This window comes from Rathayibacter sp. AY1A2 (assembly GCF_002930935.1).
Classification (GTDB): domain Bacteria; phylum Actinomycetota; class Actinomycetes; order Actinomycetales; family Microbacteriaceae; genus Rathayibacter.
Genome location: NZ_PSTP01000002.1, coordinates 213555 through 237926, shown reverse-complemented (window position 1 = coordinate 237926; position 24372 = coordinate 213555). Strand labels below are relative to the sequence as shown.

Below are 24372 nucleotides of genomic sequence, written 5' to 3'. Positions count from 1 at the left end.
GTTCACGTTCAGGTTCCGCACCGCACTTGTCCCGTCCCCTCCTGCCCGCCTAGCGTGGTCCGTGAACGTTCACGCCGATGACGCCGCGAAAGGGTCCCCATGACCGACTCCACTCCGACCACTCCCGCACCCGGCTGGGCGGTGCTCGGCCCCGGCAGCATCGCGCGCCGGTTCCTCTCCCAGCTCCCGGCGAGCGACCGCGGCGCCCGGCTCGTCGCGGCGGGCAGCTCCGACCCGGGGCGAGCCGCGGCCTTCGCCGCCGAGGCCGTCGAGCACGGCTTCGCGGACGCGACCGCCGGCGATTACGCCGCGGTCCTCACCGACCCGCGGGTCACCGCGGTCTACATCTCCACCGTGCACACGGGTCACGCCGCGCTCGTCCTGCAGGCGCTCGAGGCCGGCAAGGCCGTGCTCTGCGAGAAGCCGTTCGCCGTCAACCACGGCACGGCGATGGCCCTGGTCGACGCCGCCCGCAGCGCGGGTCTGCCGCTGGTCGAGGCGTACATGTACCGCTTCCACCCGCAGACCGCCGCGCTGCTCGAGCTCGTCCGCGACGGCGCGATCGGCGACGTCGTGCACATCGACGCCTCCTTCTCCTTCCGCACCCCGTCCCGCGAGGGCCGCCTGTACGACGTCGCGACGGCCGGAGGAGGCGTCCTCGACGTCGGCGGGTACACCGTCACCGCCGCGGCGGCCGTGGTGCAGGCCGCGACCGGTGTCGCCGTCGCGGAGCCCGTCGAGTTCGACGCGAGGGGCAGCCTCGGCCCGACCGGCGTCGACGAGTGGAGCGTCGCCCGCGCGACCTACCGCGGCGGCATCACCGCGGCCCTCCGCACCGGCGTGGCACTCGACGACGTGAACGCCCTGACGATCCACGGCACGCGCGGCCGTCTGCACGTGGCCGACCCGTGGTTCGGTGCGTCCGACGCGGGCATCGAGATCAGCGTCGTGGGGGAGGAGCCGCGCATCCTCACGTTCGAGGGGGAGAGCCCCTACGCGCTCGAGGCGGATGCGACGACCGACGCCCTGGCGGCCGGATCCGTCGAGGCGCCGCAGATGACGCTCGAGGAGACGCTCGCGACGGCCCGCACGCTCGACCGCTGGCGCGCCGCGATCGGCCTGCGCTTCCCGTTCGAGGCCGAGACCGCGGACATCCCGACGGTGTCCGGGCGGCCGCTGCGCGCGGCGTCGGACAGCCCGATGCTCTTCGGCGAGATCCCCGGCGTCGGCAAGCGGATGTCGCGGCTCGTGATGGGCGTCGACAACCAGCCGGATCTGGCGCACGCCTCGGCGATCTTCGACGCGTTCGTCGAGCAGGGCGGCACCGCCTTCGACACCGGCTACATCTACGGCGATGGCGAGATGGAGGGCCGCCTCGGCCGGTGGATCCGCAACCGCGGCATCCGCGAGGACGTCGTCGTGATCACCAAGGGCGCGCACACCCCCTACTGCGATCCGGAGTCGCTCTCCCGGCAGCTGCTCGAGAGCCTCGAGCGGCAGGGCACCGACTACGCCGACATCTACCTGATGCACCGCGACAACCTCGAGGTGCCGGTGGGCGAGTTCGTCGACGTGATGGACGAGCACCAGCGCGCCGGGCGGATCCGCGCCTACGGCGTCTCGAACTGGACGCCGGCGCGCTTCGACGAGGCGCAGGAGTACGCCCGCACTCACGGGCGGGCCGGGTTCCAGGCGCTGAGCGACCACTTCGGCCTGGCCGAGGCGTACGACGTGCCGTGGGAGGGCTGCGTCCACGTCACCGACCGGGCGTCGAAGGAGTGGCTGGTCGAGCGGCAGATCCCGCTGCTGCCGTGGTCCTCGCAGGCCCGCGGCTTCTTCACCGGTCGCGCCCGCCCGGACGACACCAGCGACGCCGAGCTGGTGCGCTGCTACTACGGGCCGGACAACTTCGAGCGCCTGCGCCGTGCCGAGCAGCTGGCGGCCGAGCACGGTGTCGGAGCGACGGCGATCGCGCTGGCCTACGTGCTCGCGCAGCCGTTCCCCACCTTCCCGCTCTTCGGGCCGCGCACGATCACCGAGCTGCGCTCGTCGATGCGCGGCCTGTCGATCGAGCTGATTCCGGAGCAGACGGCATGGCTCGACCTCCGCGCCTGAGCGGTGCCGAGGCCGGCGGCCGCGCGACGATCCACGACGTCGCGGCCGCCGCCGGGGTCTCCCGCCAGACCGTCACCCGCGCGATGAACGGCATGCCGGGCATCAGCGAGGAGACGAAGCGGCGGGTCCTCGACGCCGCGGAGCAGCTGTCCTACCGCCCGTCGCGGTTCGGCCGCGGCCTGGTCACCGGCGGCGAGCACCAGCTCGGGCTCGTCGTCGACGACCTGCGGAACCCGTGGTCGCCGGAGCTCGCCTCGGCCGTCGTGCGGGTCGCGGCGGCGCGGGGCTGGAACGTGTCGCTCGCGGACGTGGGCCTCGCCGCCGACTCCGACCGGATGATCCAGGCGCTGGGCGCGCAGACCGACGCGGTGATCGGCACCTTCGGCGATCGTTCGGCGGAGTGGATCGAGCGGCTCGGCTCCGTGCCCGTCGTCGAGCTCGACCCGACCGGCGACCCGCTCCGCGCCGCGGTGCTGCTCGACCACTCCGACGCCGTCGAGGCGCTGGCCGAGCACCTGGCGGGAGCGGGCGTGCGGCGCCCGGTGGTCGTCGACGTCTCGCGGGATGCCCGGCCGAGCCGGCGAGCCGAGCTGCTGATCCGGGCCTTCTCCGCGCGCGGACTCGAGGCCTCCGTCGTCCGCGCCGAGGGCCCCACCGCCCAGGCGGCCGCGGACGCGACCGAGCGGATCATCGCCCGGCCCCGGGTCGCCGACGCGATCGTCGCGTTCAACGACCTCTGCGCGCTCGGCGTGCTCTCCGCCTGCCGTCGGGCGGGCGTCGACGTGCCCGGCGACGTCCGGGTGGTCGGCATCGACGGCCTCTCGATCGGGCGGCTCCTCGCACCGACGCTGACCACCCTCGCCGTCGACCTCGACGAGCTCGCGCGGCACGCCCTCGACCTCGCGGTCGCCATGATCGCCGGCGAGCTCCCGCGGGGCGGCCCGGACGTCCACCGCACCGTCCGTCACCAGCTGGTGCTCCGCGAGTCGGCCTGATCGCCCGCCGATCGCGCGGACGGACTCGCCCGCGTGCGGCGCGGATCTCCTCGCCGGCGACTCTGTACTCAGCCGCGCGATCCGGTCACCGGTCCGCGAGCTCGTCCAGCGCCGCGAGGATCTTCCTGCGGTCACGGTGCAGCTTCCACCAGCTGACCGTGTGGCGAGCGGTGATCAGGCCGAGCTCCACCAGGTCGGGGAGGCCCTCCTCTACTCGCCGCCCGCTCGCTCCCCGAACTCCACGAGCTTCGCGAACAGGTCCTCGATCAGCCAGCGGGTGTCGAACGCCTCGCAGACCCGGATCGTGTGCGGCCCGGAGTCGGGCAGGAGTTCGCCGTCCGTGGAGAACCGCGGCGCGCGGCGCTCCCGCCAGCGTCCACCGGCGGGGTTCATCACGGCACCGATGGCCGGGCTGTCACCCAGCGATCGGAAGTCGAGCGGACCGTACGGGATGGTGTCGTTGAACGCGATCAGCTGGTCCTTGAGGTAGTCGGCGAGGGGACTCGTGCCGCGCAGCCGGGTCCGCAGCTCGGCGTGGCCGACTCCGACTCCGGAGTACACGGGCATCGGGATCTGCCAGAGGGCGACGCCCGACTGGAGCACGAGGTTCGCGGCGTCGACGTCGTTGATCAGGTTGAACTCGGGGCTGTAGGCGGGGATCTCGTCGTAGGGCGGGCCGCCGACCCAGACGACCACGACGTCGCGGGAGGCGATCGACGGCTCGAGCAGCAGGGCGGCGGCGACGTCGGTCAGCGGCCCGAGCACGGCGATCCACAGTCGGCCGGCGTCGCGCAGCGCCTCCGCGACGATCAGGCGGGCGCCGTCCGACGCCTCGGCGGGCAGGGCCGACTCGGCGCCGTCGACGACGGTCACCGTCGAACCCGCCAACTCCACGATGCGGTCGATCTCGGCGCGCGACTCCGGCATGCTCCCCGGCCGGCCGAAGTGCGCCGCGACCAGGCCGCGGACGTTGAGGGTCTCGGTCAGCAGCGCCTGGACGATCGCGAACTGGTCGTCGGCCTCGTTCGCCGCGTCGGTGCTGACGATCAGGCGGTGCGGGGGAGGCGGGGTCATGCGGACTCGCGCTGCACGAGGGTCGTCGCGAGGATCGGCTGCCGGTCGACCGGGCGGCCCTGCACGACGGCGACGACGGTCTCGGCGGCGACGCGGCCCATGTCCTCCAGGGGCTGGCGGATGGTCGTGAGGGTCGGATCCGAGGTGGTCGCGATGACGACGTCGTCGAAGCCGATGACGGAGACGTCGGCGGGGACGCGGCGGCCGGACGCCTGGAGCACGCGGATCGCGCCGTTGGCCATCAGGTCGGAGGAGGCGAAGACGCCGTCGAGGTCGGGGTGGCGCTGCAGGAGGCGGGCCATCGCGGCGGAACCGCTCTCGAGGGTGAAGGCGCCGTGCACGATCGGGCTGGAGTCGAGGCCGAGCTCGGTGAGCTCGTCGCGCCAGCCTCGGATGCGGTCGCGGGCGGGCTCCATGTCGTGCGGGCCGGCGATGATGCCCAGGCGCCGGCGGCCGGAGTCGGCGAGCGCGCGGGCGGCGAGGCGGCCGCCTCCGTAGTTGTCGGAGTCGATGACGATGGCGTCCTCGGGCAGGGCGACGCGCGGGCGGCCGACCCAGGCGATCGGCACGGGGGAGTCGGCCAGCGCCTGGGCGAGGTGGGTGATCTCGTGCTGGAGGATCACGATCGCGCCGTCGACGGCCCGCGAGCGGAGGAAGCGGGGGATGCGGTCGCTGTCGTCGTGGTCGGCGGGCAGCAGCACGGGCTGCACCTCGCCGGCGTACAGGCCCTTAGCGGCGCCCTTCAGCACCGAGGTGAAGAACGTCCCGGTGAGGCTGTCGAGCTCGTTGAAGGCGACGATCAGGGCGATGGCCCCGGCCCGCCCGCCGCGGAGCATCCGGGCGGCGCTGTTCGCCTCGTAGCCGAGGGACTTCGCGGCGCGCTCGACCGCGGCGGTCATCCGGACGTCGACATTGGTGCCGCCTGCGAGCACCCGGGCGGCGGTGGCGCGCGAGACGCCCGCGGCCTGGGCGACGTCCACCAGCGTGGGTCGAGTCATGCTGCTTCCTTCTGCGAGGGGAGGTTCCGGCTTCCGCGCCTCCCCGCGGAGCACGGTGGGGAGAACGTCGGAGTGAAGACTCGCACGGGGCGGCGGGCGGCCGTCCGGAACTGCTCGATTTGCGAAACTTCCCTTTGATACTAGGCGGAGATCGTTATCTCGCGGAGACCGGTTCTCGCTTGCATCGTGCTCGCGGGCGGGTTAGGTTGGCCGCCAAGAGATCGTTCTCTGAGGCCCGCCCTCACCGAAACCCTGCGAATCCCCAACGAAGAGGAATTGTCGTGAAAAGAAGCCTGACGGCCGTAGCCGCCGCAGCAGCAGTAGTCGCGCTCACCCTGACCGGGTGCTCGTCCGGAGGGGGAGGAGGCGCCTCGGACGACCCGAACGCCGAAGCCACCTTCTGGTCCTTCACCGGCATCAACGCCAAGGACAGCGTCGACGAGTACCTCGCGAAGATGCCCGACGCGAAGATCAAGCTCTCCGAGGTCGGCAGCACGACCGAGACCGCCACCGCCCTCACCGCGGCCCTCGCCGGCGGCAAGGTGCCCGACCTGGTCATGATCCAGAACGACGACCTGCCCCAGTTCGTCGCCAACAGCTCGAACTTCCTCGACCTGCGCACCCTCGGCGGCGACGACGTCGCCTCCACCTACCTCCCGTGGGCCGCCTCCGCCGCGACCGCCGACGACGGCTCCGTCGTGGGTGTCCCGACCGACGTCGGCGGACTGGGCTTCGCCTACCGCGCCGACCTCTTCGAGCAGGCCGGCCTGCCGACCGAGCCCGACCAGGTCGCCGAGCTCTGGAAGGACTGGCCGTCCTTCATCGAGACCGGCAAGAAGTACACCGAGGCGACCGGCAAGCCGTTCGTCGACAACATCGAGACCAGCGTCTTCTTCTCGACCGTCAACCAGGTCTCGGAGAAGTACTACTCGCCCGACGGCGAGCTGGTCTACGACACCAACCCGCAGGTGAAGGACGCGTTCCAGGTCGCCGTGGACACCAAGGACGCCGGCATCAGCGCCGGCATCGCCGCCTGGTCCTCGGGCTGGGCCCCGGGCCGCGCGAACGGCGCCTTCGCCGTGACGATCGCCCCCTCGTGGATCCTCGCCGGCATCAAGACCGACGCCCCCGACACCGCCGGCAACTGGCGCGTCACCAGCGTCCCCGGCATCGGCGGCAACTGGGGCGGCAGCGTCATCGCCATCCCCGCCCGCGCCGAGCACCCCGAGGCCGCCTGGCAGTACATCAAGACGATGATGTCGGCCGAGGGCCAGACCGACCACTTCAAGGCCTCGGGCACGCTGCCCGCCGCCACCGAGGCGGTCGCCAGCGACGAGGTCCAGTCGTACACCGACCCGTTCTTCGGCGACTCGAAGATCGGCGAGGTCATGGCGACCTCCGTCGAGCAGTTCCCGTCCTTCTACAACGGACCGGACACCACCCCGATCAACGGGGCGCTCCTCAACACCCTCGTCGAGCTGGAGGCCGGCAACGTGACCTCCGACAAGGCGTGGTCGACCGCACTCGACACGGCCAAGCAGGCCATCGGCGGCTGATCGCCCCACCCACCCGAGCGGCCCGGCGCCTCGCGCGCCGGGCCCCTCCCCCCTTTCTCGACGGAGGTACTCCCGTGTCAACGGTGACAGCAGCACCACCCCGCAAGCAGCGCAAGCAGCCCAGCGCGCCGGTCCAGAAGGCCGCGCGGATCCGCAACTCCCTCTCGGAGCGGATCGCCCCCTACGCGTACGTCGCGCCCTTCTTCATCATCTTCATCGTCTTCGGGCTCTTCCCGCTCCTGTTCACGTTCTACGTCTCGCTCTTCGACTGGAACCCGATCGGCGAGCAGACCTTCGTCGGCATCGCGAACTTCCAGCAGCTCTTCGCCGACTCCCGGTTCTGGAACGCGCTGGTCAACACCTTCGGCATCTTCATCATCTCGACGGTGCCCCAGCTGCTGTTCGCCCTCTTCCTCGCGCACCTGCTGAACCACGCCCGCCTCCGCTGGGCGAACTTCTTCCGCATGGCGCTGCTGGTGCCGTACATCACCTCCGTCGCGGCGACCGCGATCGTGTTCGCGCAGATCTTCGACAAGAACTTCGGCCTGATCAACTGGTTCCTCGGCATCTTCGGACTGCCGTCGATCAACTTCCTCGCCACGAACTACGGCTCCTGGATCGTCATCTCGACGATGGTCTTCTGGCGCTGGTTCGGCTACAACACGCTCCTCTACCTGGCGGGCCTGCAGTCGCTGCCCCGCGAGATGTTCGAGGCGGCCTCCGTCGACGGCGCGTCCAGCTGGCAGCAGTTCCGCCACCTGACGATCCCGGCGCTGCGCCCGATCATCGTCTTCACCGTGATCATGTCGACCATCGGCGGTCTGCAGATCTTCACGGAGGCGCTCCTGGTGGCTCCCGAATCGGGCCTCACCTGCGGCGCCGGCCGGCAGTGCCAGACGCTGGCGCTCTTCCTCTACGAGCAGGGCTTCGGCCAGTTCAAGTTCGGCTACGGATCCGCCATCGGCGTCGTGCTGTTCGTGATCGTGGTCCTCGTCTCCCTCCTCAACTTCTACCTCTCCACCCGCACCCGGAAGGAGGCCGTCTGATGTCGGATGTGATCGACCAGGCCGTCCCGCAGACGCTGGCCCCCACGGTCCAGAAGGCACAGCTGCCGAAGCGGCACGGGAAGGGCGGCGGAGTCGGCTGGCCGACCTACGTCTTCCTCGTGATCGCGGTGCTCGTCTCGATCTTCCCGCTCTACTACATGTTCGTCGTCGCGTCGGTCGGAGCGACCGCCGTCACGTCGATCCCGCCGCGCCTGTACCCGGGCACGAACTTCATGGCGATCGCCGAGAAGGTGTTCGACACCGTCCCGTTCATCGCCTCGATGCTGAACAGCCTCATCGTGTCGCTGAGCATCGCCGTCATCTCGGCGATCCTCTGCGCGATGGCCGGCTTCGCCTTCGCGAAGCTGCAGTTCCCCGGCCGCAACGTGCTGTTCCTCATCGTGCTGCTGACCATGACGGTGCCGGCGCAGCTGAGCATCATCCCGCAGTACCTGATCGTCTCGGCGCTCGACTGGGTCGACACCCTCCAGGCGATCATCGTGCCGGGCCTGGCCAGCGCCTTCGGCATCTTCTGGATGCGGCAGCACATGTCCACGACGGTCAGCGACGAGCTGATCCAGGCGGCCCGCATCGACGGCGCCAACTCGTGGCAGCTGTTCTGGCGCATCGCCTTCCCGGTGGTCCGCCCCGCGGCGTTCGTCCTCGGACTGATCACCTTCACCGCGGTCTGGAATGACTTCATGTGGCCGTTCATCGTCCTCAAGTCGCCGGAGCTGTTCACGGTGCAGATCGCGCTGAAGCAGCTGCAGGCCAACCGCTCGATCGACGTCGCCCTGGCGATGGGCGGATCGTTCATGGCCACCCTCCCGCTGCTGATCGCGTTCTTCTTCGTCGGCCGCCGGATGGTGTCCGGGATCATGGACGGGGCGTTCAAGGGCTGATGCACGACGCTTCCTTAGCACTGCCCGGGACGGACGCCGCGCGTCCTCCCGGGCGGGACTGGCGGGATCGCGCTCTGCCTCCGGCCGAGCGCGCCCGCCTCCTGACCCAGGAACTCACCCTCGAGGAGAAGGCGGCGCAGCTCGGCTCCGTCTGGCTCACCGACTCCGCCGACGACTTCGCCCCGAAGCTCGAGGACGGGCCCGCCGCGGGCGACGACCTCTTCACCGGTGGCCTCGGCCAGCTGACCCGCGTGTTCGGCACCGAGCCGGTCACCGTCCCGGAGGGCGTCCGCCGGCTCCGCGAGCTGCAGGAGCGCGTGGTCGCAGGCAGCCGCCTCGGCATTCCGGCCATCGCGCACGAGGAGTGCCTCACCGGCCTGGCCGCGTACGGCGCGACCGCGTTCCCCACTCCGCTCGCCTGGGCGGCCACCTTCCACGAGGAGCTCGTGGGCGAGATGGCGGAGGCGATCGGCTCGGACATGCGCGCCCTCGGCATCCACCAGGGCCTCGCCCCGGTCGTCGACGTCGTGAAGGACTACCGCTGGGGCCGCGTCGAGGAGACCCTCGGCGAGGACCCGTACCTGGTCTCGCAGCTCGGTGCCGCCTACGTGGCGGGGCTGGAGGGGACCGGCGTCGTCGCGACGCTGAAGCACTTCGCCGGGTACGCGGCCTCCCGCGGCGCCCGCAACCACGGACCCGTGAGCATGGGGCCGCGCGAGCTCGCCGACACGGTGCTGCCTCCGTTCGAGGCCGCCCTGCGGCACGGCGGTGCCCGCAGCGTAATGACCTCGTACACCGACATCGACGGGGTGCCCAGCAGCGCCAGCCGGCACCTGCTGACGACGCTGCTCCGCGACCGCTGGGGCTTCGAGGGCACGGTCGTCGCCGACTACTGGGCGGTGCCGTTCCTCCAGGCCATGCACCACGTCGCGGTCGACGCGGCCGACGCGGGGCGCCTGGCGCTGCACGCGGGGGTCGACGTCGAGCTGCCGCAGACGGCGGCGTACGGCGAGCTGCCGCGCCTGATCCGCGAGGGCGTCGTCGACGAGGCCGACCTCGACCGCTCGGTCGCCAGGCACCTGCGCCACAAGTTCGAGGCGGGCCTGCTCGACGGCGGCCCGCCGGTGCCCGAGGGGGCCGAGGACGTCGACCTCGACAGCGCCCGCAACCGCGCGATCTCGTCGCGGATCGCGGAGGAGTCGGTCGTGCTGCTGCGCGACGAGGACGTCTCGGGGCTGCTGTCCTCCGGCTCGCTCGCCGTCGTGGGACCGGCCGCGGACCAGTTCCGCAGCCTGGTCGGCTGCTACGCGTTCCCCAACCACGTGCTCTCCAAGCACCCCGGCCACGACCTCGGGCTGTCGATCCCGACGGTGCTGACGGCGCTGCAGGAGGAGTTCGGAGCGTCGCGCGTGCGCTTCGCGGCGGGCGGCTCGATCACCTCCGCGTCGACCGACGGCGTGAAGGAGGCGGTGGACCTCGTCCGCGGCTCCGACGCGGCGGTCGTCGTGGTCGGCGACATCGCGGGGCTCTTCGGCGACGGCACCTCGGGCGAGGGCTGCGACGCGGCCGACCTCCGCCTCCCCGGAGCGCAGGAGCCGCTGGTGACGGCCGTGCTCGAGACCGGCGTGCCCACCGTGGTGGTCGTCCTCTCGGGCCGGCCCTACGCGCTCGGGGCGTTCGGAGCGGCGCGCGGACTCGTGCAGGCGTTCTTCCCGGGAGCGGACGGGGCGGCCGCGGTCGCCGGCGTGCTCTCGGGCCGCGTGGCTCCGACCGGGCGGCTGCCCGTGCAGATCCCGCGGCTCCCGTCCGCCTCGACCACGTACCTGCAGCCGTCGCTCGGGCTCTCGAACCCCGGGATCACGGCGCTGGACGCGACTCCGCTCTACCCGTTCGGCTACGGGCTGACCCGCGGCGCGGTGACGTACACGGAGCTGGCGACGGCGGCGGAGCTGCCGGTCGGCGGATCGCTCGACGTGGCGGTATCGCTCCGGAACGACGGCGCCGACACGGTCGAGGTGGTGCAGCTCTACGCGGGCTACCCGACGTCTGCGGTGGTGCGGCCGGTCGCGCAGCTGATCGGCTTCGCGCGCGTGCCGATCGCGGCGGGCGAGACGCTGACGGTGCACTTCCACGTCGACGCGGCCCGGCTCGCGGTGACGGGGGAGGACGGCCGGCTCGCCGTGGACCCGGGGCCGCTGCGGCTGACGGCCGGCGCCTCGGCGGCGGACGCGGCGGTGACGGCGGAGGTGTCGATCACGGGGGAGCGGCGGCTGCTCGCCGAGCGGGCGCTGCGGACCCCCTGGTCGGTGGCGCGAGGCTGAGCGGTCGGCGCCTCAGGGGGGAGGCGCCGGCCGCTCGCGGGGGCGGGCCGGCGGTGCCGGCTCGCGACCCCGCGGAAGTCGCGGTACTCGCGCGCGAGACCTGCGTCTTCTGCGGGGTCGGCGGCGGGGAGCGCGACGGCCGCGTAGCACCGGAGGCGCCAAGCGCAAGGGGCCCGCGCGAGCCGGGGGCCCGGCCTAGCGTGGAAGGAGCGGCGCCGCCGGTGGCGGCCCGCGGAGAAGACCGATGCAGAGGAGAGTCATGCCCGCCCTGACCGACACGTTCACGCTGTCCAACGGAGTCGCCATCCCGAAGATCGGGTTCGGCACCTGGCAGATCCCCGACGGCCCCGAGGCCTACGACGCGACGACCGCCGCGCTCGAGGCCGGCTACCGCCACATCGACACCGCCCGCGCCTACGGCAACGAGGCGAGCGTCGCCCGGGCCCTGCGCGACAGCGGCGTCCCGCGCGACGAGGTGTTCATCACCACCAAGCTCCCGGCCGAGGTGAAGGACTACGAGGGCGCGAAGGCGAGCTTCGAGACCACCATGGCGGCGCTCGAGCTCGACCACGTCGACCTGTACCTCATCCACGCCCCGTGGCCCTGGCAGGACATGGGCTCCGACCACCGCGAGGGCAACATCGCGGCGTGGAAGGCGATGGAGGAGATCCTCGAGGCCGGTCGCTCGCGCGCCATCGGCGTCTCGAACTTCCAGGTCGCCGATCTGGAGTCGCTGATCGCGGCGACCGACGTGGTGCCGCACGCCAACCAGATCCGCTGGTTCGTCGGCAACACCCAGGACGAGACGACCGCGTACTGCAAGGAGCACGGCATCCTCGTCGAGGGGTACTCGCCGCTCGCGACGGGCGGCCTGCTCGACAACTCCGACATCGGCGAGATCGCCGCGAAGTACGACAAGTCGGTGGCGCAGCTCTGCATCCGCTACCTGCTCGAGAAGGACGTGCTGCCGCTGCCGAAGTCGACGACGCCCTCGCGCATCGTCGAGAACGCCGACGTCGACTTCGAGATCTCGTCCGAGGACCTCGCGCACCTCGACTCGCTCGTCGACACGGAGTCCTGACCCGCGGTCGCCCGCTCCTGACGGTCCGGAGGCCGTCGCACTCGAGCTCGAGTGCGGCGGCTTCCTGCGTCTCTTCGCATCCGCCGCCGCCTCCGCTCGCGAGTGCGCAGGAGTTGTCGCAGTGGGCGTCGAGTGCGACAACTAATGGAGTCTCGGGGTGCTCGGCGCAGGAGCGACGAGGGTCCGGCGTCCCGAGGCCGCTCGCGACTACTGGCTTCTCGCCGGGCTTATCCCGACCGCGGTTCCGCGAGTGCGCAGGAGTTGTCGCGGTCGGTCTCGAGTGCGACGACTCCTGGCTTCTCGCCGAGGCGAGCCGGGGCGGGCGGCCGCGCGTCAGGCCAGGCGCAGCAGGCGGCAGCCGTGCGGCTCGAGCTCGAGCTCGACGGCGCCGCCGACGATCGGCAGCTCGGCGCCGCTCCACACGTCGACGGCCGAGGCTGCGCCGGAGCAGCCCAGTTCGGTCAGGTGCGCGGAGTAGGACCGCGCCGACGAGCCCAGCCAGAACACTCCGCGCCACTGCTCGTCGCCGCGCCACGCCGACCACACCACCAGGTCGCCGTCGCGGACGATCTCGCGGCTGCCGTCGCTGCCGAGGAGCGCGAGGACGTCGCCGTTCGTCAGCAGCGCGAGAGTGTCGGCGGGCGTGTCCGGGAGGTGCCCGCCCATCATCAGCGGCGAGCGGAGCAGGCACCACAGCGTCACGAGCGTCCGCTGCTCCGCGGGCGTGAACCGCGAGCGCCGGTCCTCGCCCACGTGCGCGCGCACGCCGATCCGCCCCAGCGGCAGCATGTCGGCGTCGGCCCACGCGCCGGGGCGCTGGTGCGGCGCCCAGCGCGCGGCCCGCTGGAACTGCTCGTGCAGGTGCGCCCAGTCGTCCCAGAAGTCGTCCGAGATCCGCCACATCTGCGCGGTCGACCGCAGCAGCTCGAGATTCTCGAGCGAGAGCTGCTTGCCGGGCGAGAGGCTCAGCACCATCGGACGGCCGGTCGCGTCGATCGCGCGGGAGAGTGCGGCGATCTCCTCCGCCTGGATCGGCGGGTAGAGCACGTCGTCGAGCTTCACGAAGTCGACGCCCCACGAGGCCAGCTGCGCCATCACGGAGTCGTAGTACTGCTGCGCGCCGGGCGCGCTCATGTCGACGCCGTAGTTGTCCGGGTTCCACGGGCAGACGTTCCCGCGGTCGGCGATGTCGGCGCAGGTCGCCTCCGCCCCGAGCACCGGCAGGCCGAGCTCGGCCGCTCGGCGGGGGACGCCGCGCATCAGGTGCACGCCGAAGCGGAGGCCGAGGGCGTGAACGCGCGCGGCCAGCGCCGTGAATCCGCCCGTCGCCGCGGAGGGGAAGCGGCCGACGGCGGGCTGCGGGCGTCCCCAGTCGTCGAGCACCGGCTCCGACACCTCCTGGTAGTCGCTCGTGCCGGGATCGGGCTCGTACCACTGGATGTCGACGACGACCGTGTCCCAGCCGTGCGGCAGGAGGTGCTCGGCGAGGTACTCGGCGTTCGCGAGCACCTCCTCCTCCGTCACCGAGGCGCCGAAGCAGTCCCAGCTGTTCCAGCCCATCGGCGGGCGGCGGGCGGCCTCCGTGCGCGCGGCGATCACGACAGCTCCAGCGTCACGGTCGCGAAGGAGTGCGGGGGCAGCGTGACGCGCAGGCCTGTCGCCGTGGTCTCGATGCCCTCGAGGGCGACGGGGCTCACCTCGTCGGCGGCGCCGGGCCGGTTGTGCGCGTCGGGGCGGTCGGCGGTGAGGAGGCGGCCGGTCGCGCCGGTCACGGTCCCACCGCGGAAGTCGAGGGAGACCTCGAGCGGCTCCTCCAGGTCGACGTTCGTCAGCGAGACCAGGACGCGGCCGTCCTTCGTGGAGGCGGAGGCGGAGGCGACGGGGATCTCGCGGCCGTCGACCGCGTGCGTCGGGCCGGCGACCGTGGTCGGCAGCACCGTCGCGTCGTGGTGCCCCTTGTTCATCTCGAACACGTGGTAGGTCGGCGTGCGGACCATCTCGCCGCCGTCCGGGTCCGTCAGCAGCATCGCCTGCAGCACGTTCACCGTCTGCGCGATGTTCGCCATCGTCAGGCGGTCGGCGAAGCCGTGGAAGACGTCGAAGTGCCAGGCCGCGACCATCGCGTCGCGGATCGTGTTCTGCTGGAAGAGGAAGCCCGGGTGGGTCCCCGGCTCCACGTCCCACCAGGTGCCCCACTCGTCGAGCACCATCCCGTACTTCTTCTCGGGGTCGTGGACGTCCATCACCGCGGCGTGCGAGCGGAGCAGCTCCTCGATCCCCTGCGCGGCCACGATCGTGCTCCAGTAGGTGTCGGCGTCGAAGTCGGTCGCGCTGCCCTTCGCGTGCCAGCTGCCGCCGATCGTGTAGTAGTGCACCGAGACCGACTCCCACGGCACGGAGGAGAAGGGGTGCCCTCGATCTCGGGGATCACCTCCATCAGCGTCTGCGTCCAGTGGGTGTCGGCGCCGTCGGCTCCGGCGGCCACGCGGTAGAGCGGAGTGTCGTTGCCGCTCTGCACGAAGGTCCCGAACTGCCGCGCCAGGTCGGCGTAGGCGCCGGCGCGCATGTTGCCGCCGCAGCCCCAGGTCTCGTTGCCGAGCCCCCAGAAGCGGACGGTCCACGGCTCCTCCCGGCCGTGGGAGCGGCGCAGATCGGCCATCGGCGACTTGCCCGCGCCGGTGAGGTACTCGGCCCAGTCCGCCATCTCCTGCACGGTGCCGGATCCGATGTTGCCCGAGATGTAGGCGTCGGCGCCGAGCAGCTCGCAGAGCGCCATGAACTCGTGGGTGCCGAAGGAGTTGTCCTCCGCGACTCCGCCCCACTGCGTGTTGATCAGGCCGGGGCGCTCCTCGCGCGGGCCGATGCCATTGGTCCAGTGGTAGCGGTCGGCGAAGCAGCCGCCGGGCCAGCGGAGGTTGGGGATGTCGAGGGCGCGGAGGGCCTCGACGACGTCCAGGCGGATCCCGCCCTCGTTCGGGACGGGCGAGTCCTCGCCGACCCAGAAGCCGTCGTAGATGCACCGGCCGAGGTGCTCGGCGAAGTGGCCGTAGAGGTGGCGGCTGATGGTGGCGCCGGGGCGGTCGAGGTCGACGGTGACGGTGCTGTTCACGGGGTGCTCCAGGGTGGTGGCGGACGGGTCGGCGGCGGCGGTGCTCACGCGGTCTCGCGGACGAGCCGCAGGACGATCGCGCGGTCGGCGTGGAAGGTCGGCAGGTCCAGGCCCGCCTCGCCCAGCAGGCTCCCCGAGTAGGCGGGGGCCGGGGCGTCGGAGTCCAGCGGCACCGTCGACTCCAGCCAGTGCGGGCTCTGCCAGGGCGGGCCGAGCGAGCCGGGGCGCGCGGTCTCGATCCGGTAGCGCGCCCGCGGATCCAGGCCCGGGAGGCGGACGCGGCGGCGCGAGTCCGCGGTCAGCGCGGGCGTGACCAGCGTGTACAGCGCCTCCGAGCCGTCCGGCGCGACGACGCCGCGCAGCGACGGCGCGTCGGGGTCGGAGTCGTCGCCCCCGACGACCCGGCCGGTCGCGATCAGGCCGCGGTGCTCGCGGTACGCCGCGATCCAGCCCGCCAGCACGGGCTCCTCCTCCGCGTCCAGCTCGCGGAGGTCCCACTCGATCCCGAAGTGGCCGAGGAAGGCGATCGCGCAGCGGGTGTGCAGGTCGCTGGTGCGACCGGTGACGGAGTTGACCGGCGAGGCGACGTGCGAGCCGAGCATCTCCGGCGGCACGAGCAGCCCGGTCCAGCGCAGCATCCGCGAGCGGTCCAGCGGGTCCTGGTTGTCGGAGGTGTGCACGCGGTCGGTGCGCTCGAGGATCCCCAGGTCGACCCGGCCGCCGCCGGAGGCACAGCTCTCGATCTCGAGCTCCGGGTGCCGGGCGCGCAGCTCGTCGATCAGCCGGTACAGCGCGAGCGTCTGCTCGTGCACCGCGGCCGTCCCGGTGGCGGGGTGGCCCGCGTCGATCAGGTCGCGGTTGTGGTCCCACTTGAGGTACGCGACGCCGAGGTCGGCGACCAGGCCGTCGAGCACGCCGAGGATGTGCGCGAACGCGTCGGGGTTCGTCAGGTCGAGCACCTGCTGGAAGCGGAACCGCGGCGGCAGCTCCTCGCGGGCCCGCAGGATCCAGTCGGGGTGCGCGCGGGCGAGGTCGGAGTCCTCGTTGATCATCTCGGGCTCGACCCAGAGGCCGAACTCCATGCCCAGGCCGCGGACGTGCTCGGCGAGGGGGAGGAGGCCGTCGGGCCAGGCGACGGGGTCGGGTGTCCAGTCGCCGAGGCCGGCGCGGTCGTCGCTGCGGCCGAGGAACCAGCCGTCGTCGAGCACGTAGCGCTCGACCCCGAGGGCGGCGGCGCGGTCGGCCAGCTCGGCGAGGACGGCGAGGTCCTGGTCGAAGTAGACCGCCTCCCAGACGTTGAGCGTCACCGGGCGCGGCCGGCGCGAGGAGCGGGAGACCCCGCGGAGGTGGGCGTGGAAGCGCGCGGCCGCGGCGTCGAGGCCGTGGCCGAAGCTGCCGGAGATCCAGGGGGAGGAGTAGCTCTCGCCGCTCGCGAGGCGCACCTCGCCGGGCAGGAGCAGCTCGCCGCCCCGGAAGGCGAGCCAGCCGTCGCCGCGCTCCACCGCGTGCTCGTGGTTGCCGCCGATGCCGACGTGGCAGAGCCAGACCCGCCCGTCGGCGGAGTCGAAGCCGGGGGTGCCGACCGCGACGACCGTCGTCGCGTCCAGGCCGGTGCGGCCGCGCCGCGAGGAGCGGGAGTGGGTGCCGGTGACGACGGGGTGGCGCTGGGGGATCTTCTCGGTGCCCCAGCGGCCGGAGAAGTCCAGGATCTCGCGGGCCTCGGTCGGGATCCGGAGGGCGGGGTCGACGCCGATCACCTCGAGGTGCCCGGCGCCGTCGTTGCGGACAGAGACGCGGGTCCTGAGCAGTCCGGCAGGGGAGAGAACGATCTCTAGGACGACCCCGATCCGGGCCTGCGCGTCGTGCGCCTCGACGGTCACGGCGGCGCTGCCGGCCTGCGCGACCGCGCCCTCCGCGAGGGCCTCCCCGTCCACCGAGACGGTGTCCACGGTCAGCCTCGGCGACCAGCCGGCGCCCTCCCGGTGCACCCGGAGACCCGGCAGGCCGGCCCAGCCGAAGGTGTGCTCGGGCAGGATCCCGGGCTCGTAGGGGACGTCGGAGGAGCCCTCGATCCCCGTCCGCACGGGAGTTCTTGCGAAAGCTGCGAGATCGTCGTCGCTCGCGTCGAGTCGCGGACCCCAGTGCAGCAGCACGGGCAGGTCGCCTCCCGACTGAGTGAGGAGGGCGGACACGTCATCGGCGACGAGATGGATCACTCTCGGGGATTGCATGTCCCCATTCCTATCGTCGATCCTGGTCTGAGTACAGCGAGAGATCGATCTCGACCCTCGGTCGGATGGACCACCGCGCGGATCGACCCGCGCCGATCGACCACCGCTCGCACCGCTCACCCCCACCACCCACGGCCTCGACGAGGAGCACCCATGCCGCTGACCCACCCGGCCCCGCACGAGACCCGCCTGGAGCGCGGGGTGCTCGACGCGCGACGGCGGCTCAACCGCGACTACCTCCTCTCGCTCACCGACGAGGGGCTGCTGCAGAACTTCCTGATCGAGGCCGGGATCGGCGACCAGGGCTGGCACCTGCACCCCTCGCAGGACTCGCGCGAGGCCCGCGGCCTCGACCGGCACTGGGGCTGGGAGACGCCGGGCTCCCAGCTGCGCGGGCACTTCCTCGGCCACTGGCTCTCCGCCGCGGCCCGCGAGGTCGCGGTCACCGGCGACCCGCTGCTGCGCGTCCGGATCGACTCCGTGCTCGACGGACTCGAGCGCTGCCAGGAGGAGAACGGCGGCGGCTGGATCTGGGCGATCCCGCGCGGCTACCTCGACCGCCTCGCGACCGGCCGCCCCATCTGGGCGCCGCAGTACGCGATGCACAAGCTGCTGATGGGCCTCGTCGACCTGCACCTCGACCTCGGCGACGAGCGGGCGCTGCGGATGGCGCGGGCCGCCACGGTCCCGCTGCTGGAGTGGGTCCGCGGATTCGACGACGCCGCGTTCCAGGAGATCCTCGAGGTCGAGACCGGCGGCATGCTCGAGGTCTGGGCCGACCTCCTCGCGATCACCGGCGACCCCGTCTACACCGAGCTGCTCGGCCGCTACGACCGCCGCTCCCTCTTCGAGGGCCTGCTCGAGGGCCGCGACGTGCTGACCAACATGCACGCCAACACCACGATCCCCGAGGTGCTCGGTGCCGCCCGCGCCTACGAGGTCACCGGCGACGAGCGCTGGCGGAGGATCGTCGAGGCCTACTGGGAGCAGGCGGTCACCCTCCGCGGCACCTTCTGCACGGGCGGTCAGACCTCCGGCGAGATCTGGACGCCGCCCTTCGCGTTCGCCGCTCGCCGCGGCGAGAAGACGCAGGAGCACTGCGTCGTCTACAACATGATCCGGCTGGCCGACGTGCTGCTGCGCTGGACCGGCGACCTCGCCTACGCCGACTACATCGAGCGGAACCTCTGGAACGGCCTCCTCGCCCAGCAGAACCCGCGGACCGGGATGGTCGCCTACTTCCTGCCGCTCGAGGGCGGCGCCCGCAAGGACTGGGGCAGCCCGACCGAGGACTTCTGGTGCTGCCACGGCACGCTGGTGCAGGCGCACACGCGCCACTCCGGGCTCGTCTTCTACCGCGGCGGCGACGCCGAGCTGACGATCGCGCAGCACGTCGACGCGAGCCTGCGCCTGCCGTCCGCCGCCGGCGACGCGGCGGTGCGGGTCGAGGTGCTCGACACCGCCGGCTACGTCGGCCCGGACGCCAACGCGGGTGACGCGGGCGACGTGCACCGCCCCACCGCCTCGCGGATCCGGGTCGAGATCGTCTCGGAGGAGGGGGTCGCGCTGCACGTGCGGCTGCGGGTGCCGGAGTGGACCGTCGGCGAGCCGGGGGTCGCGGGCGACGCCGAGCGCGTCCGGGCGGGCGACGGCGCGCTCCTGATCGAGCACCCCGGCGGCCGCACGAGCGTCGACCTCGCCTTCGGCACCGAGATCCGCGCCGTGCCGATCCCGGACGAGCCGGGCACGGTCGCCTTCGTCGAGGGCCCGATCGTGCTGGCAGGCATCGTCGACCGCGAGATCGCGCTGCGGGGGCGCCTCGAGGACGCCCCCGCCCTGCTCGCCCCCGACAACGAGCGGCAGTGGACCCAGTGGCTGCGCGGCTACCGCGCCGTCGGCCAGCCCGCCGCCGTCCGCTTCCGGCCTCTGCACGAGGTCGTCGACGAACCCTTCTCGCTCTACTTCCCGGTCTCGGCCGGGAGCTGATGGACAGGATCCCCTCCGTGACCTGCGCTCCGCGCTCATGACCGCCTCCACCGCCTCCCCCGCCGTCCAAGCGATGCCCCGCGGCCGCCTCCTGCTGCCGATCTTCGCGATGCTCGTCGGCTTCGGGCCGCTCACCATCGACCTGGTGCTGCCGTTCCTGCCGACGCTGCAGGACGATCTCGGCGTCTCGGTGGCGACCGCCCAGCTGGTCGTCACCGGCGCCACCTTCGGCTTCGCGGCCGGCCAGCTCATCTCAGGACCGCTCAGCGACGCGGTCGGCCGCAAGTGGCCGCTCGGCGTCTCGGCGGCGCTGCACATCGCGGCGAGCCTCGTCGCGGCGATGACCTCCGACACCGCCGTGCTGCTCTCGGCCCGCTTCGTCCAGGGCGCCGCCTGCACCGCTGCGGGCGTCGTCGTCACCGCCATCGTCCGCGACCTCTACAGCGGCAAGCGGCTCGTCACGATGCTCGCGAACCTCGCCGTGATCGTCTCGGTCTTCCCGATCCTGGTGCCCTCCGTCGGCGCGCAGCTGACCAAGGTGATCGACTGGCGCGGCTCCTTCCTCGCGGTCGCCGCCTGGGGAGCGCTCGCGACCGTGATCGCGCTCCTGGTGCTGCCCGAGACGCTGCCCCGCGAGCGGCGGCACCAGGGCGGGCTCGGCCCGTCGCTGCGCAACTCCTTCGGGATGCTCCGCCGGCCGCGCGTGCTGGCGCTCGCCGCCGCCTCGGCCGCGGGCTGGTCGGTCGGCTTCGCGTATCTCGCGACCGCTCCCTTCCTCTACACGAACGTCTACGCGGTCGGGCCCGACCTGTACGGGCTGCTGTTCCTGGTCACCTCGCTCGTGACGATCGCGGTCGGGCAGACGACGGGACGGGTGATCGTGCCGCGGTTCGGACCCCGGTTCGCGATGTCCGCCTCGGCGATCGTCACGGCGCTCGGCGCCGTCGTGGTCGCGGTGCTCGCGCTCACCGGCACGCAGCCGCTGCTCGTCGTCGTCGGCGCGCTGACGTTCGCGCTGGCCGGCCGCTCGCTCGGCTTCGCCCCGGTGCAGTACCTCTCGCTGCAGGGCCCGTCGAGCGAGGCGGGCAGCGTCACGGCGATCCTCGGCACGGTCAGCTTCACAGCGGCCGGACTGGTGATGCCGGTGATGGGCGCGTGGGCCGAGATCTCGCTGATCCCGTTCGCGATCCTGCTGCTGCTCGCGGGGCTGGTCGAGGGCGGCGTGGCGCTGCTGTTCCGGTCGGGCTCGCGGCGCTTCGATCCCGGGGCGCAGCGGCTCGAGGACGAGCGGGCGGGGGCCGCCCCATCGGCCGGCCCCCGCGCGCACGACGAGAAGAGCTGAGATGACCCTCCGGGAAGGGACCACCGTGGAACTGCGCTCCGGCGACTACACCCTCCGCGTCGAGGCGGGCGGCCTCGAGGTGCTCGCGGGCGAGCGCGTCCTCTATGCGAACGACCGGCCGCTGCGCGTCACGGTCAAGACCGTCGCCGCGATCAGCGAGTACTCCGGCGCGCCCTACGATGACGTCTCGCTGTCGGAGGGGGCGATCACCGCGAGCGGGACGATCACCGTCCGCTCCGGGTCGGCCTTCGCCGTCACCGACGTCTGGCGCGTCGCGGGCGACGGCTTCTCCGTGCACCGCGACGTCGAGGTGCTGGCGGCCGGCGGTGACCTCGGCTTCTCCACCGCCGTCTCGCTCGGGCTGACCGGGTCCGACGACCTCCGCGACTACGAGTGCTTCGCCCCCGGCGCCTGGTACCGCGACAACGCCTTCGGGCCCGCGGACGCGATGGGCCGCGACCCCGGCAGTGATGACGCGACGGAGTTCGGAGACCGGTTCCGGTCCCTTCGGATCGACCTCGCCGACGAGGCGAGCATCGCCGCGGCCGCGCACCTCGGGCCGCTCGACTTCGTCGTGTCGTTCGCGGCGGCGCACGCGAACGGCCCGGTCCGCGAGCTGGAGCGCGACGCCGTCCTGACGGCGTTCGACGCGAAGGTCATCGGGCCGATCCTGCTCGCCAAGCACCTCGCCTCCTCGATCCGACCGGGCGGCGGCTTCCTCTTCTTCTCCGGTGTCGCGGCGTGGAAGCCGTCGGCGGGGCTCGTGGTGATGGCGACGACCAACGGAGCTGTGTCCTTCCTCGTCGAGGCGCTCGCGGTTGAGCTCGCTCCGGTCCGCGCGGTCGCGATCTCGCCGGGGATCATCGACTCCGGCGCCTGGGACGCACTGGGCGAGCAGGAGAAGTCAGCGATGTTCGCTGAGACCGCGGCCGGGATCCCCGTTCGCCGGATCGGCTCGGTCGACGACATCGTCTCGGCCGTCCGCTTCGCCATGGACAACACCTTCGTGACCGGGACCACGCTGCACGTCGACGGCGGCGGGCGGCTCTCGTGAATCAACGCGCACCCCTGCTCGCCGTCGGTCTCGCCGCGCTCCTCGCCATCACCGGATGCGCCGGCACGGCCCCGACGGGAACCCGGCCGCGGCGGTGAGTGACGACGACGGCCTCGCGCAGCCCGGCACGGTGCATCTGGGCGGCTCGAGCGTCGACGAGAGCCGACCCGTCGTCCTCCGCGCGCAGCAGCTCTACGCCTTCTGGAACACGGGCGACGCGTCCTGGCTCGAGCTCGCCGTCGACGACTCCTTCCTCGACCGCACCCTCCCCGAGGGGCGACCCCAGGGGCCCGAGGGGCCGATCGCCGCCTCGGAGCAGTTCCGCGCGGCCGTCCCCGACCTCGCGTGCTCGCTCGAGGACCTGTACGTCACGGGTGACACCTTCACCGCACGCCTGACCTTCACGGGCCACTTCACCGGCGTCTCCGGCGGAGTCCAGGGCGAGGGCCAGCCGATCGAGTTCGGCGCGATCGACATCCAGCACGTCGGCGCGAGCGGGCGGATCGTCGAGGGCTGGCACCTCGAGGACGACCTCACCTTCCAGCAGCAGGCAGGCCTCCTGCCGGAACCGACCTCCTGACTAACCGCGGTCAGGGGGACTCAGGAGGGCCGCGAACCTTGCCTTCTTGCACCGGCTCCCCTTCAGGGACAGACTGACCCCATTACCCACACCGGCTCCCAGCAGCGAGGATCGCATGTCAGACAAGGACGTACCAAAGAAGACGACGCAACCAGTAAAACTCAATCTCAACCATCGCGTGATTTCTGGCGCCGTCGCAACCCTCTTCGGACTAGCCGCTATCGCCATCACTACCTTCCCGATCCGGGTTTTTGAAGCCGCCCCTGTATGCACGGACGCACCGGCCGGTTGTGTCGTGAGCGTCTCGAGTCCGCCTGATCCAGCGATTACTATTGCGCTCATCGCCGGCGCAGCGATCTTCGCGCTCTTGTGCGCTACGGGGCGGCTGTGGACGTTAAAGACATCCTTTCTCGAGACCTCACCGGCAGGAGAAGAGGTCGACGTTGTACCGCCAGGCGCAGTTGACGGCGAGATGGGACCCCTCAGCGGCCTAACCGAAGTACCGTCGACTCCTGACGCCACTGCGAGGGAAGTGCTTTACGCATCGATCCCCGTCGACGTCCGTCAGGCTGCTGACACACAGTGGAGCGAGTGGTACCCGGGTAGGGCGCTCGTGCAGGACCTCATCGATGTTCCAGGACGGTCGCCGGGACAGGGCAACAAGCCCTACTACATTAGAATGATCGAGCCAACCTCAAAGAGCGTCATCGTTATCCGCATCTCCAAAGGCGGCCAGGGCAAGCGCGTACCCACCGTCTCGCAGGAATAGCGAGACGGCCGTCCTCGGCGATACCCTTGATGCGCGCGCGACGGTGGTCGGGGAACCGACGCCCGCTGTTCCGGATGAATGGGATGAAGAGCTCGCCTTCGCCCTCCCGTGTTGCAGCGGACGGCGGAGCGATACGACACGCTCTTGACCGCCGGGCGGACTCCGGTAACGGTCCTCCGTAGTTGCTCGGTCGCTCCGGCGATGCCGCCGATGACTGCGAAGCGTCACCCCGATGCGGTTGTGATCTGGTTCGACGCCCACGCCGACTTGAGCACCCCGGGGAACACCGCCACCGGCTACCTCGGCGGCATGGCGCTCTCCGGCCCGCTCGGGCTCTGGAACTCCGGGTTGAGCGACGGCCTAGACGACCAGAATGTCATCCTCTTCGGCGCGCGAGACATCGACTTCGCCGAGCAGTATCTCCTCAACACGGGCCGGATCGCACTCGTCCCCATCACATCCAGTTTCTTGGCGGATGATGCGAAACAACCCGCCGCACCTGGGGCGAGGCCAATCCTCGCCCCTCCCTCTCATTCTGAGTCTCGGCGTCGACCTAGTCAACCGGCGGCGGCGCAGCGGTCCTTATCCTGCTGCCGGAAGGGGCGATGCTGAGGAAAGGCTGGACGGGTAGGCGAGGCTTCCGGGGAGGTAGTTGCGCTCGGATGTGGCCAGCTTCTGCTTGGTGATGATCACGGTCAAGGGTGCGGCGAGGTCCTCGGCGAGGGCGTGCGCGAAGGTCCGGTAGGACGCGGGATCGTCTTCGACTCGTTCCAGGAACCCGTTGCATTCAGCGATGACGGTGATGATTTGATCCCATGCGTACGATTTCGGCCGAAGCTCTTTCCGTGTCTCGTTCGCGAGATCACGCGAGGCAATGATGGACTGAATCAGGCGCCGGCGGTCTTCCCCCTCACTGGCTTCACTTTCTGGTCGAGGCCGGAACGCGCGCCTCTGCGCCAAGGACGACACCAGGAACCGAAGCGCAGAGCTTTCTCGGCGGCGAGAAGCCGAATATCCGGAGAGACCGCCAAGTACGGTCGTCACGATGGCTCCGGCCAGGACACCAGCGAGAGCGCCAACAAGCGCTACCACCAGGTCGTTACCGCCGGCCGAACCGGCGCTGGCTTCGGCGGTCTGCGTGATCACGGGTGTTGGGTCCATCAAACGATTCCTCCTCGTAATCCAGGGATGCTCACCGTGTGGTGCTCCTTCA

General features: G+C 71.8%; 20 protein-coding genes. 13 read left to right on the top strand and 7 right to left on the bottom strand.

The annotated features are described in order from the left end of the window. Positions 1-99 precede the first annotated feature (99 nt). Both C5B93_RS03520 and C5B93_RS03515 read left to right on the top strand, forming a co-directional pair. Positions 100-2115, top strand: a complete 2016-nt coding sequence (locus C5B93_RS03520; protein WP_104291785.1) for an aldo/keto reductase — start codon at positions 100-102, stop codon at positions 2113-2115. Continuing rightward, positions 2094-3110 (top strand): LacI family DNA-binding transcriptional regulator, encoded by a 1017-nt coding sequence (locus C5B93_RS03515; protein ID WP_104291784.1) that lies wholly within the window; start codon positions 2094-2096, stop codon positions 3108-3110. Before C5B93_RS03520 ends, C5B93_RS03515 begins: the two co-directional genes overlap by 22 nt. Positions 3111-3320: 210 nt before the next feature. On the opposite strand, the gene C5B93_RS03510 is transcribed toward C5B93_RS03515, so the two are convergent. Both C5B93_RS03510 and C5B93_RS03505 read right to left on the bottom strand, forming a co-directional pair. Continuing rightward, complete coding sequence (locus tag C5B93_RS03510) at positions 3321-4184, bottom strand: nucleoside hydrolase (RefSeq protein WP_104291783.1); 864 nt, start codon at positions 4182-4184, stop codon at positions 3321-3323. Beyond that, complete coding sequence (locus C5B93_RS03505) at positions 4181-5182, bottom strand: LacI family DNA-binding transcriptional regulator (RefSeq protein ID WP_104224675.1); 1002 nt, start codon at positions 5180-5182, stop codon at positions 4181-4183. The genes C5B93_RS03510 and C5B93_RS03505 overlap by 4 nt, the downstream gene beginning before the upstream one ends. Positions 5183-5463: 281 nt before the next feature. Here C5B93_RS03505 and C5B93_RS03500 point away from each other — a divergent pair, with 281 nt between their 5' ends. From C5B93_RS03500 to C5B93_RS03480, 5 genes are all read left to right on the top strand, one after another. Beyond that, positions 5464-6738, top strand: coding sequence for an extracellular solute-binding protein (locus C5B93_RS03500; protein ID WP_104224676.1), 1275 nt, complete (start codon positions 5464-5466; stop codon positions 6736-6738). 83 nt (positions 6739-6821) lie between these two features. Continuing rightward, positions 6822-7784 carry a carbohydrate ABC transporter permease gene (locus C5B93_RS03495; protein WP_104224677.1) on the top strand — a complete coding sequence of 321 codons (963 nt, stop codon included), beginning with the start codon at positions 6822-6824 and terminating at the stop codon, positions 7782-7784. Next, the gene (locus C5B93_RS03490) at positions 7784-8686 is read left to right on the top strand and encodes a carbohydrate ABC transporter permease (protein WP_104262300.1); all 903 of its coding nucleotides are present in this window, start codon (positions 7784-7786) and stop codon (positions 8684-8686) included. The genes C5B93_RS03495 and C5B93_RS03490 overlap by 1 nt, the downstream gene beginning before the upstream one ends. Further along, positions 8686-11007: a glycoside hydrolase family 3 N-terminal domain-containing protein gene (locus C5B93_RS03485; RefSeq protein ID WP_104291782.1), complete on the top strand. Its 2322-nt coding sequence runs from the start codon at positions 8686-8688 to the stop codon at positions 11005-11007. The genes C5B93_RS03490 and C5B93_RS03485 overlap by 1 nt, the downstream gene beginning before the upstream one ends. A gap of 259 nt (positions 11008-11266) precedes the next feature. Further along, on the top strand, positions 11267-12088 hold the full coding sequence (locus C5B93_RS03480) for an aldo/keto reductase (protein ID WP_104226493.1): 822 nt from the start codon (positions 11267-11269) through the stop codon (positions 12086-12088). A gap of 333 nt (positions 12089-12421) precedes the next feature. On the opposite strand, the gene C5B93_RS03475 is transcribed toward C5B93_RS03480, so the two are convergent. Genes C5B93_RS03475 through C5B93_RS03465 form a run of 4 tightly spaced genes read right to left on the bottom strand, consistent with a single transcriptional unit; the run spans position 12422 to position 17428 of the window. Further along, positions 12422-13687, bottom strand: coding sequence for a glycoside hydrolase family 27 protein (locus C5B93_RS03475; RefSeq protein WP_258068120.1), 1266 nt, complete (start codon positions 13685-13687; stop codon positions 12422-12424). Continuing rightward, positions 13684-14298: an alpha-L-arabinofuranosidase C-terminal domain-containing protein gene (locus C5B93_RS17780; RefSeq protein ID WP_308471245.1), complete on the bottom strand. Its 615-nt coding sequence runs from the start codon at positions 14296-14298 to the stop codon at positions 13684-13686. Before C5B93_RS17780 ends, C5B93_RS03475 begins: the two co-directional genes overlap by 4 nt. Before the next feature lie 32 nt (positions 14299-14330). Next, a complete protein-coding gene (locus tag C5B93_RS17775; protein WP_308471243.1) occupies positions 14331-15245 on the bottom strand; it encodes a hypothetical protein in 915 nt (304 codons plus the stop codon). Continuing rightward, positions 15242-17428 carry an alpha-galactosidase gene (locus C5B93_RS03465; RefSeq protein ID WP_104238442.1) on the bottom strand — a complete coding sequence of 729 codons (2187 nt, stop codon included), beginning with the start codon at positions 17426-17428 and terminating at the stop codon, positions 15242-15244. Before C5B93_RS03465 ends, C5B93_RS17775 begins: the two co-directional genes overlap by 4 nt. Positions 17429-17581: 153 nt before the next feature. Here C5B93_RS03465 and C5B93_RS03460 point away from each other — a divergent pair, with 153 nt between their 5' ends. From C5B93_RS03460 to C5B93_RS17850, 6 genes are all read left to right on the top strand, one after another. Then, entirely contained in the window at positions 17582-19414 is a 1833-nt protein-coding gene (locus tag C5B93_RS03460; protein WP_181068314.1) for a beta-L-arabinofuranosidase domain-containing protein, read from the top strand. Positions 19415-19451: 37 nt separating this feature from the next. Then, positions 19452-20756, top strand: coding sequence for a multidrug effflux MFS transporter (locus C5B93_RS03455; RefSeq protein WP_104291781.1), 1305 nt, complete (start codon positions 19452-19454; stop codon positions 20754-20756). Between the two features lies 1 nt (position 20757). Further along, on the top strand, positions 20758-21810 hold the full coding sequence (locus C5B93_RS17445; RefSeq protein ID WP_219814016.1) for an SDR family oxidoreductase: 1053 nt from the start codon (positions 20758-20760) through the stop codon (positions 21808-21810). A gap of 94 nt (positions 21811-21904) precedes the next feature. Beyond that, on the top strand, positions 21905-22390 hold the full coding sequence (locus C5B93_RS03445) for an ester cyclase (protein WP_219814015.1): 486 nt from the start codon (positions 21905-21907) through the stop codon (positions 22388-22390). 115 nt (positions 22391-22505) lie between these two features. Next, a complete protein-coding gene (locus C5B93_RS16875; protein WP_146078425.1) occupies positions 22506-23159 on the top strand; it encodes a hypothetical protein in 654 nt (217 codons plus the stop codon). A 108-nt stretch (positions 23160-23267) separates the two neighbouring features. Further along, entirely contained in the window at positions 23268-23771 is a 504-nt protein-coding gene (locus C5B93_RS17850) for an arginase family protein (protein WP_104291779.1), read from the top strand. On the opposite strand, the gene C5B93_RS16870 is transcribed toward C5B93_RS17850, so the two are convergent. Further along, complete coding sequence (locus tag C5B93_RS16870) at positions 23742-24305, bottom strand: hypothetical protein (RefSeq protein ID WP_146078424.1); 564 nt, start codon at positions 24303-24305, stop codon at positions 23742-23744. The two genes, C5B93_RS17850 and C5B93_RS16870, sit on opposite strands and share 30 nt — an antisense overlap. Between the last annotated feature and the right edge of the window lie 67 nt (positions 24306-24372).

Coding starts and splice junctions, on each gene's coding strand:
- C5B93_RS03455 (WP_104291781.1), top strand. CDS start 19,452: ATGACCGCCTCCACCGCCTCCCCCGCCGTCCAAGCGATGCCCCGCGGC.
- C5B93_RS03505 (WP_104224675.1), bottom strand. CDS start 5,182: ATGACTCGACCCACGCTGGTGGACGTCGCCCAGGCCGCGGGCGTCTCG.
- C5B93_RS03490 (WP_104262300.1), top strand. CDS start 7,784: ATGTCGGATGTGATCGACCAGGCCGTCCCGCAGACGCTGGCCCCCACG.
- C5B93_RS17780 (WP_308471245.1), bottom strand. CDS start 14,298: ATGGTGCTCGACGAGTGGGGCACCTGGTGGGACGTGGAGCCGGGGACC.
- C5B93_RS03485 (WP_104291782.1), top strand. CDS start 8,686: ATGCACGACGCTTCCTTAGCACTGCCCGGGACGGACGCCGCGCGTCCT.
- C5B93_RS03520 (WP_104291785.1), top strand. CDS start 100: ATGACCGACTCCACTCCGACCACTCCCGCACCCGGCTGGGCGGTGCTC.
- C5B93_RS03515 (WP_104291784.1), top strand. CDS start 2,094: ATGGCTCGACCTCCGCGCCTGAGCGGTGCCGAGGCCGGCGGCCGCGCG.
- C5B93_RS16875 (WP_146078425.1), top strand. CDS start 22,506: ATGTCAGACAAGGACGTACCAAAGAAGACGACGCAACCAGTAAAACTC.
- C5B93_RS03480 (WP_104226493.1), top strand. CDS start 11,267: ATGCCCGCCCTGACCGACACGTTCACGCTGTCCAACGGAGTCGCCATC.
- C5B93_RS03460 (WP_181068314.1), top strand. CDS start 17,582: ATGCCGCTGACCCACCCGGCCCCGCACGAGACCCGCCTGGAGCGCGGG.
- C5B93_RS17445 (WP_219814016.1), top strand. CDS start 20,758: ATGACCCTCCGGGAAGGGACCACCGTGGAACTGCGCTCCGGCGACTAC.
- C5B93_RS03510 (WP_104291783.1), bottom strand. CDS start 4,184: ATGACCCCGCCTCCCCCGCACCGCCTGATCGTCAGCACCGACGCGGCG.
- C5B93_RS03465 (WP_104238442.1), bottom strand. CDS start 17,428: ATGCAATCCCCGAGAGTGATCCATCTCGTCGCCGATGACGTGTCCGCC.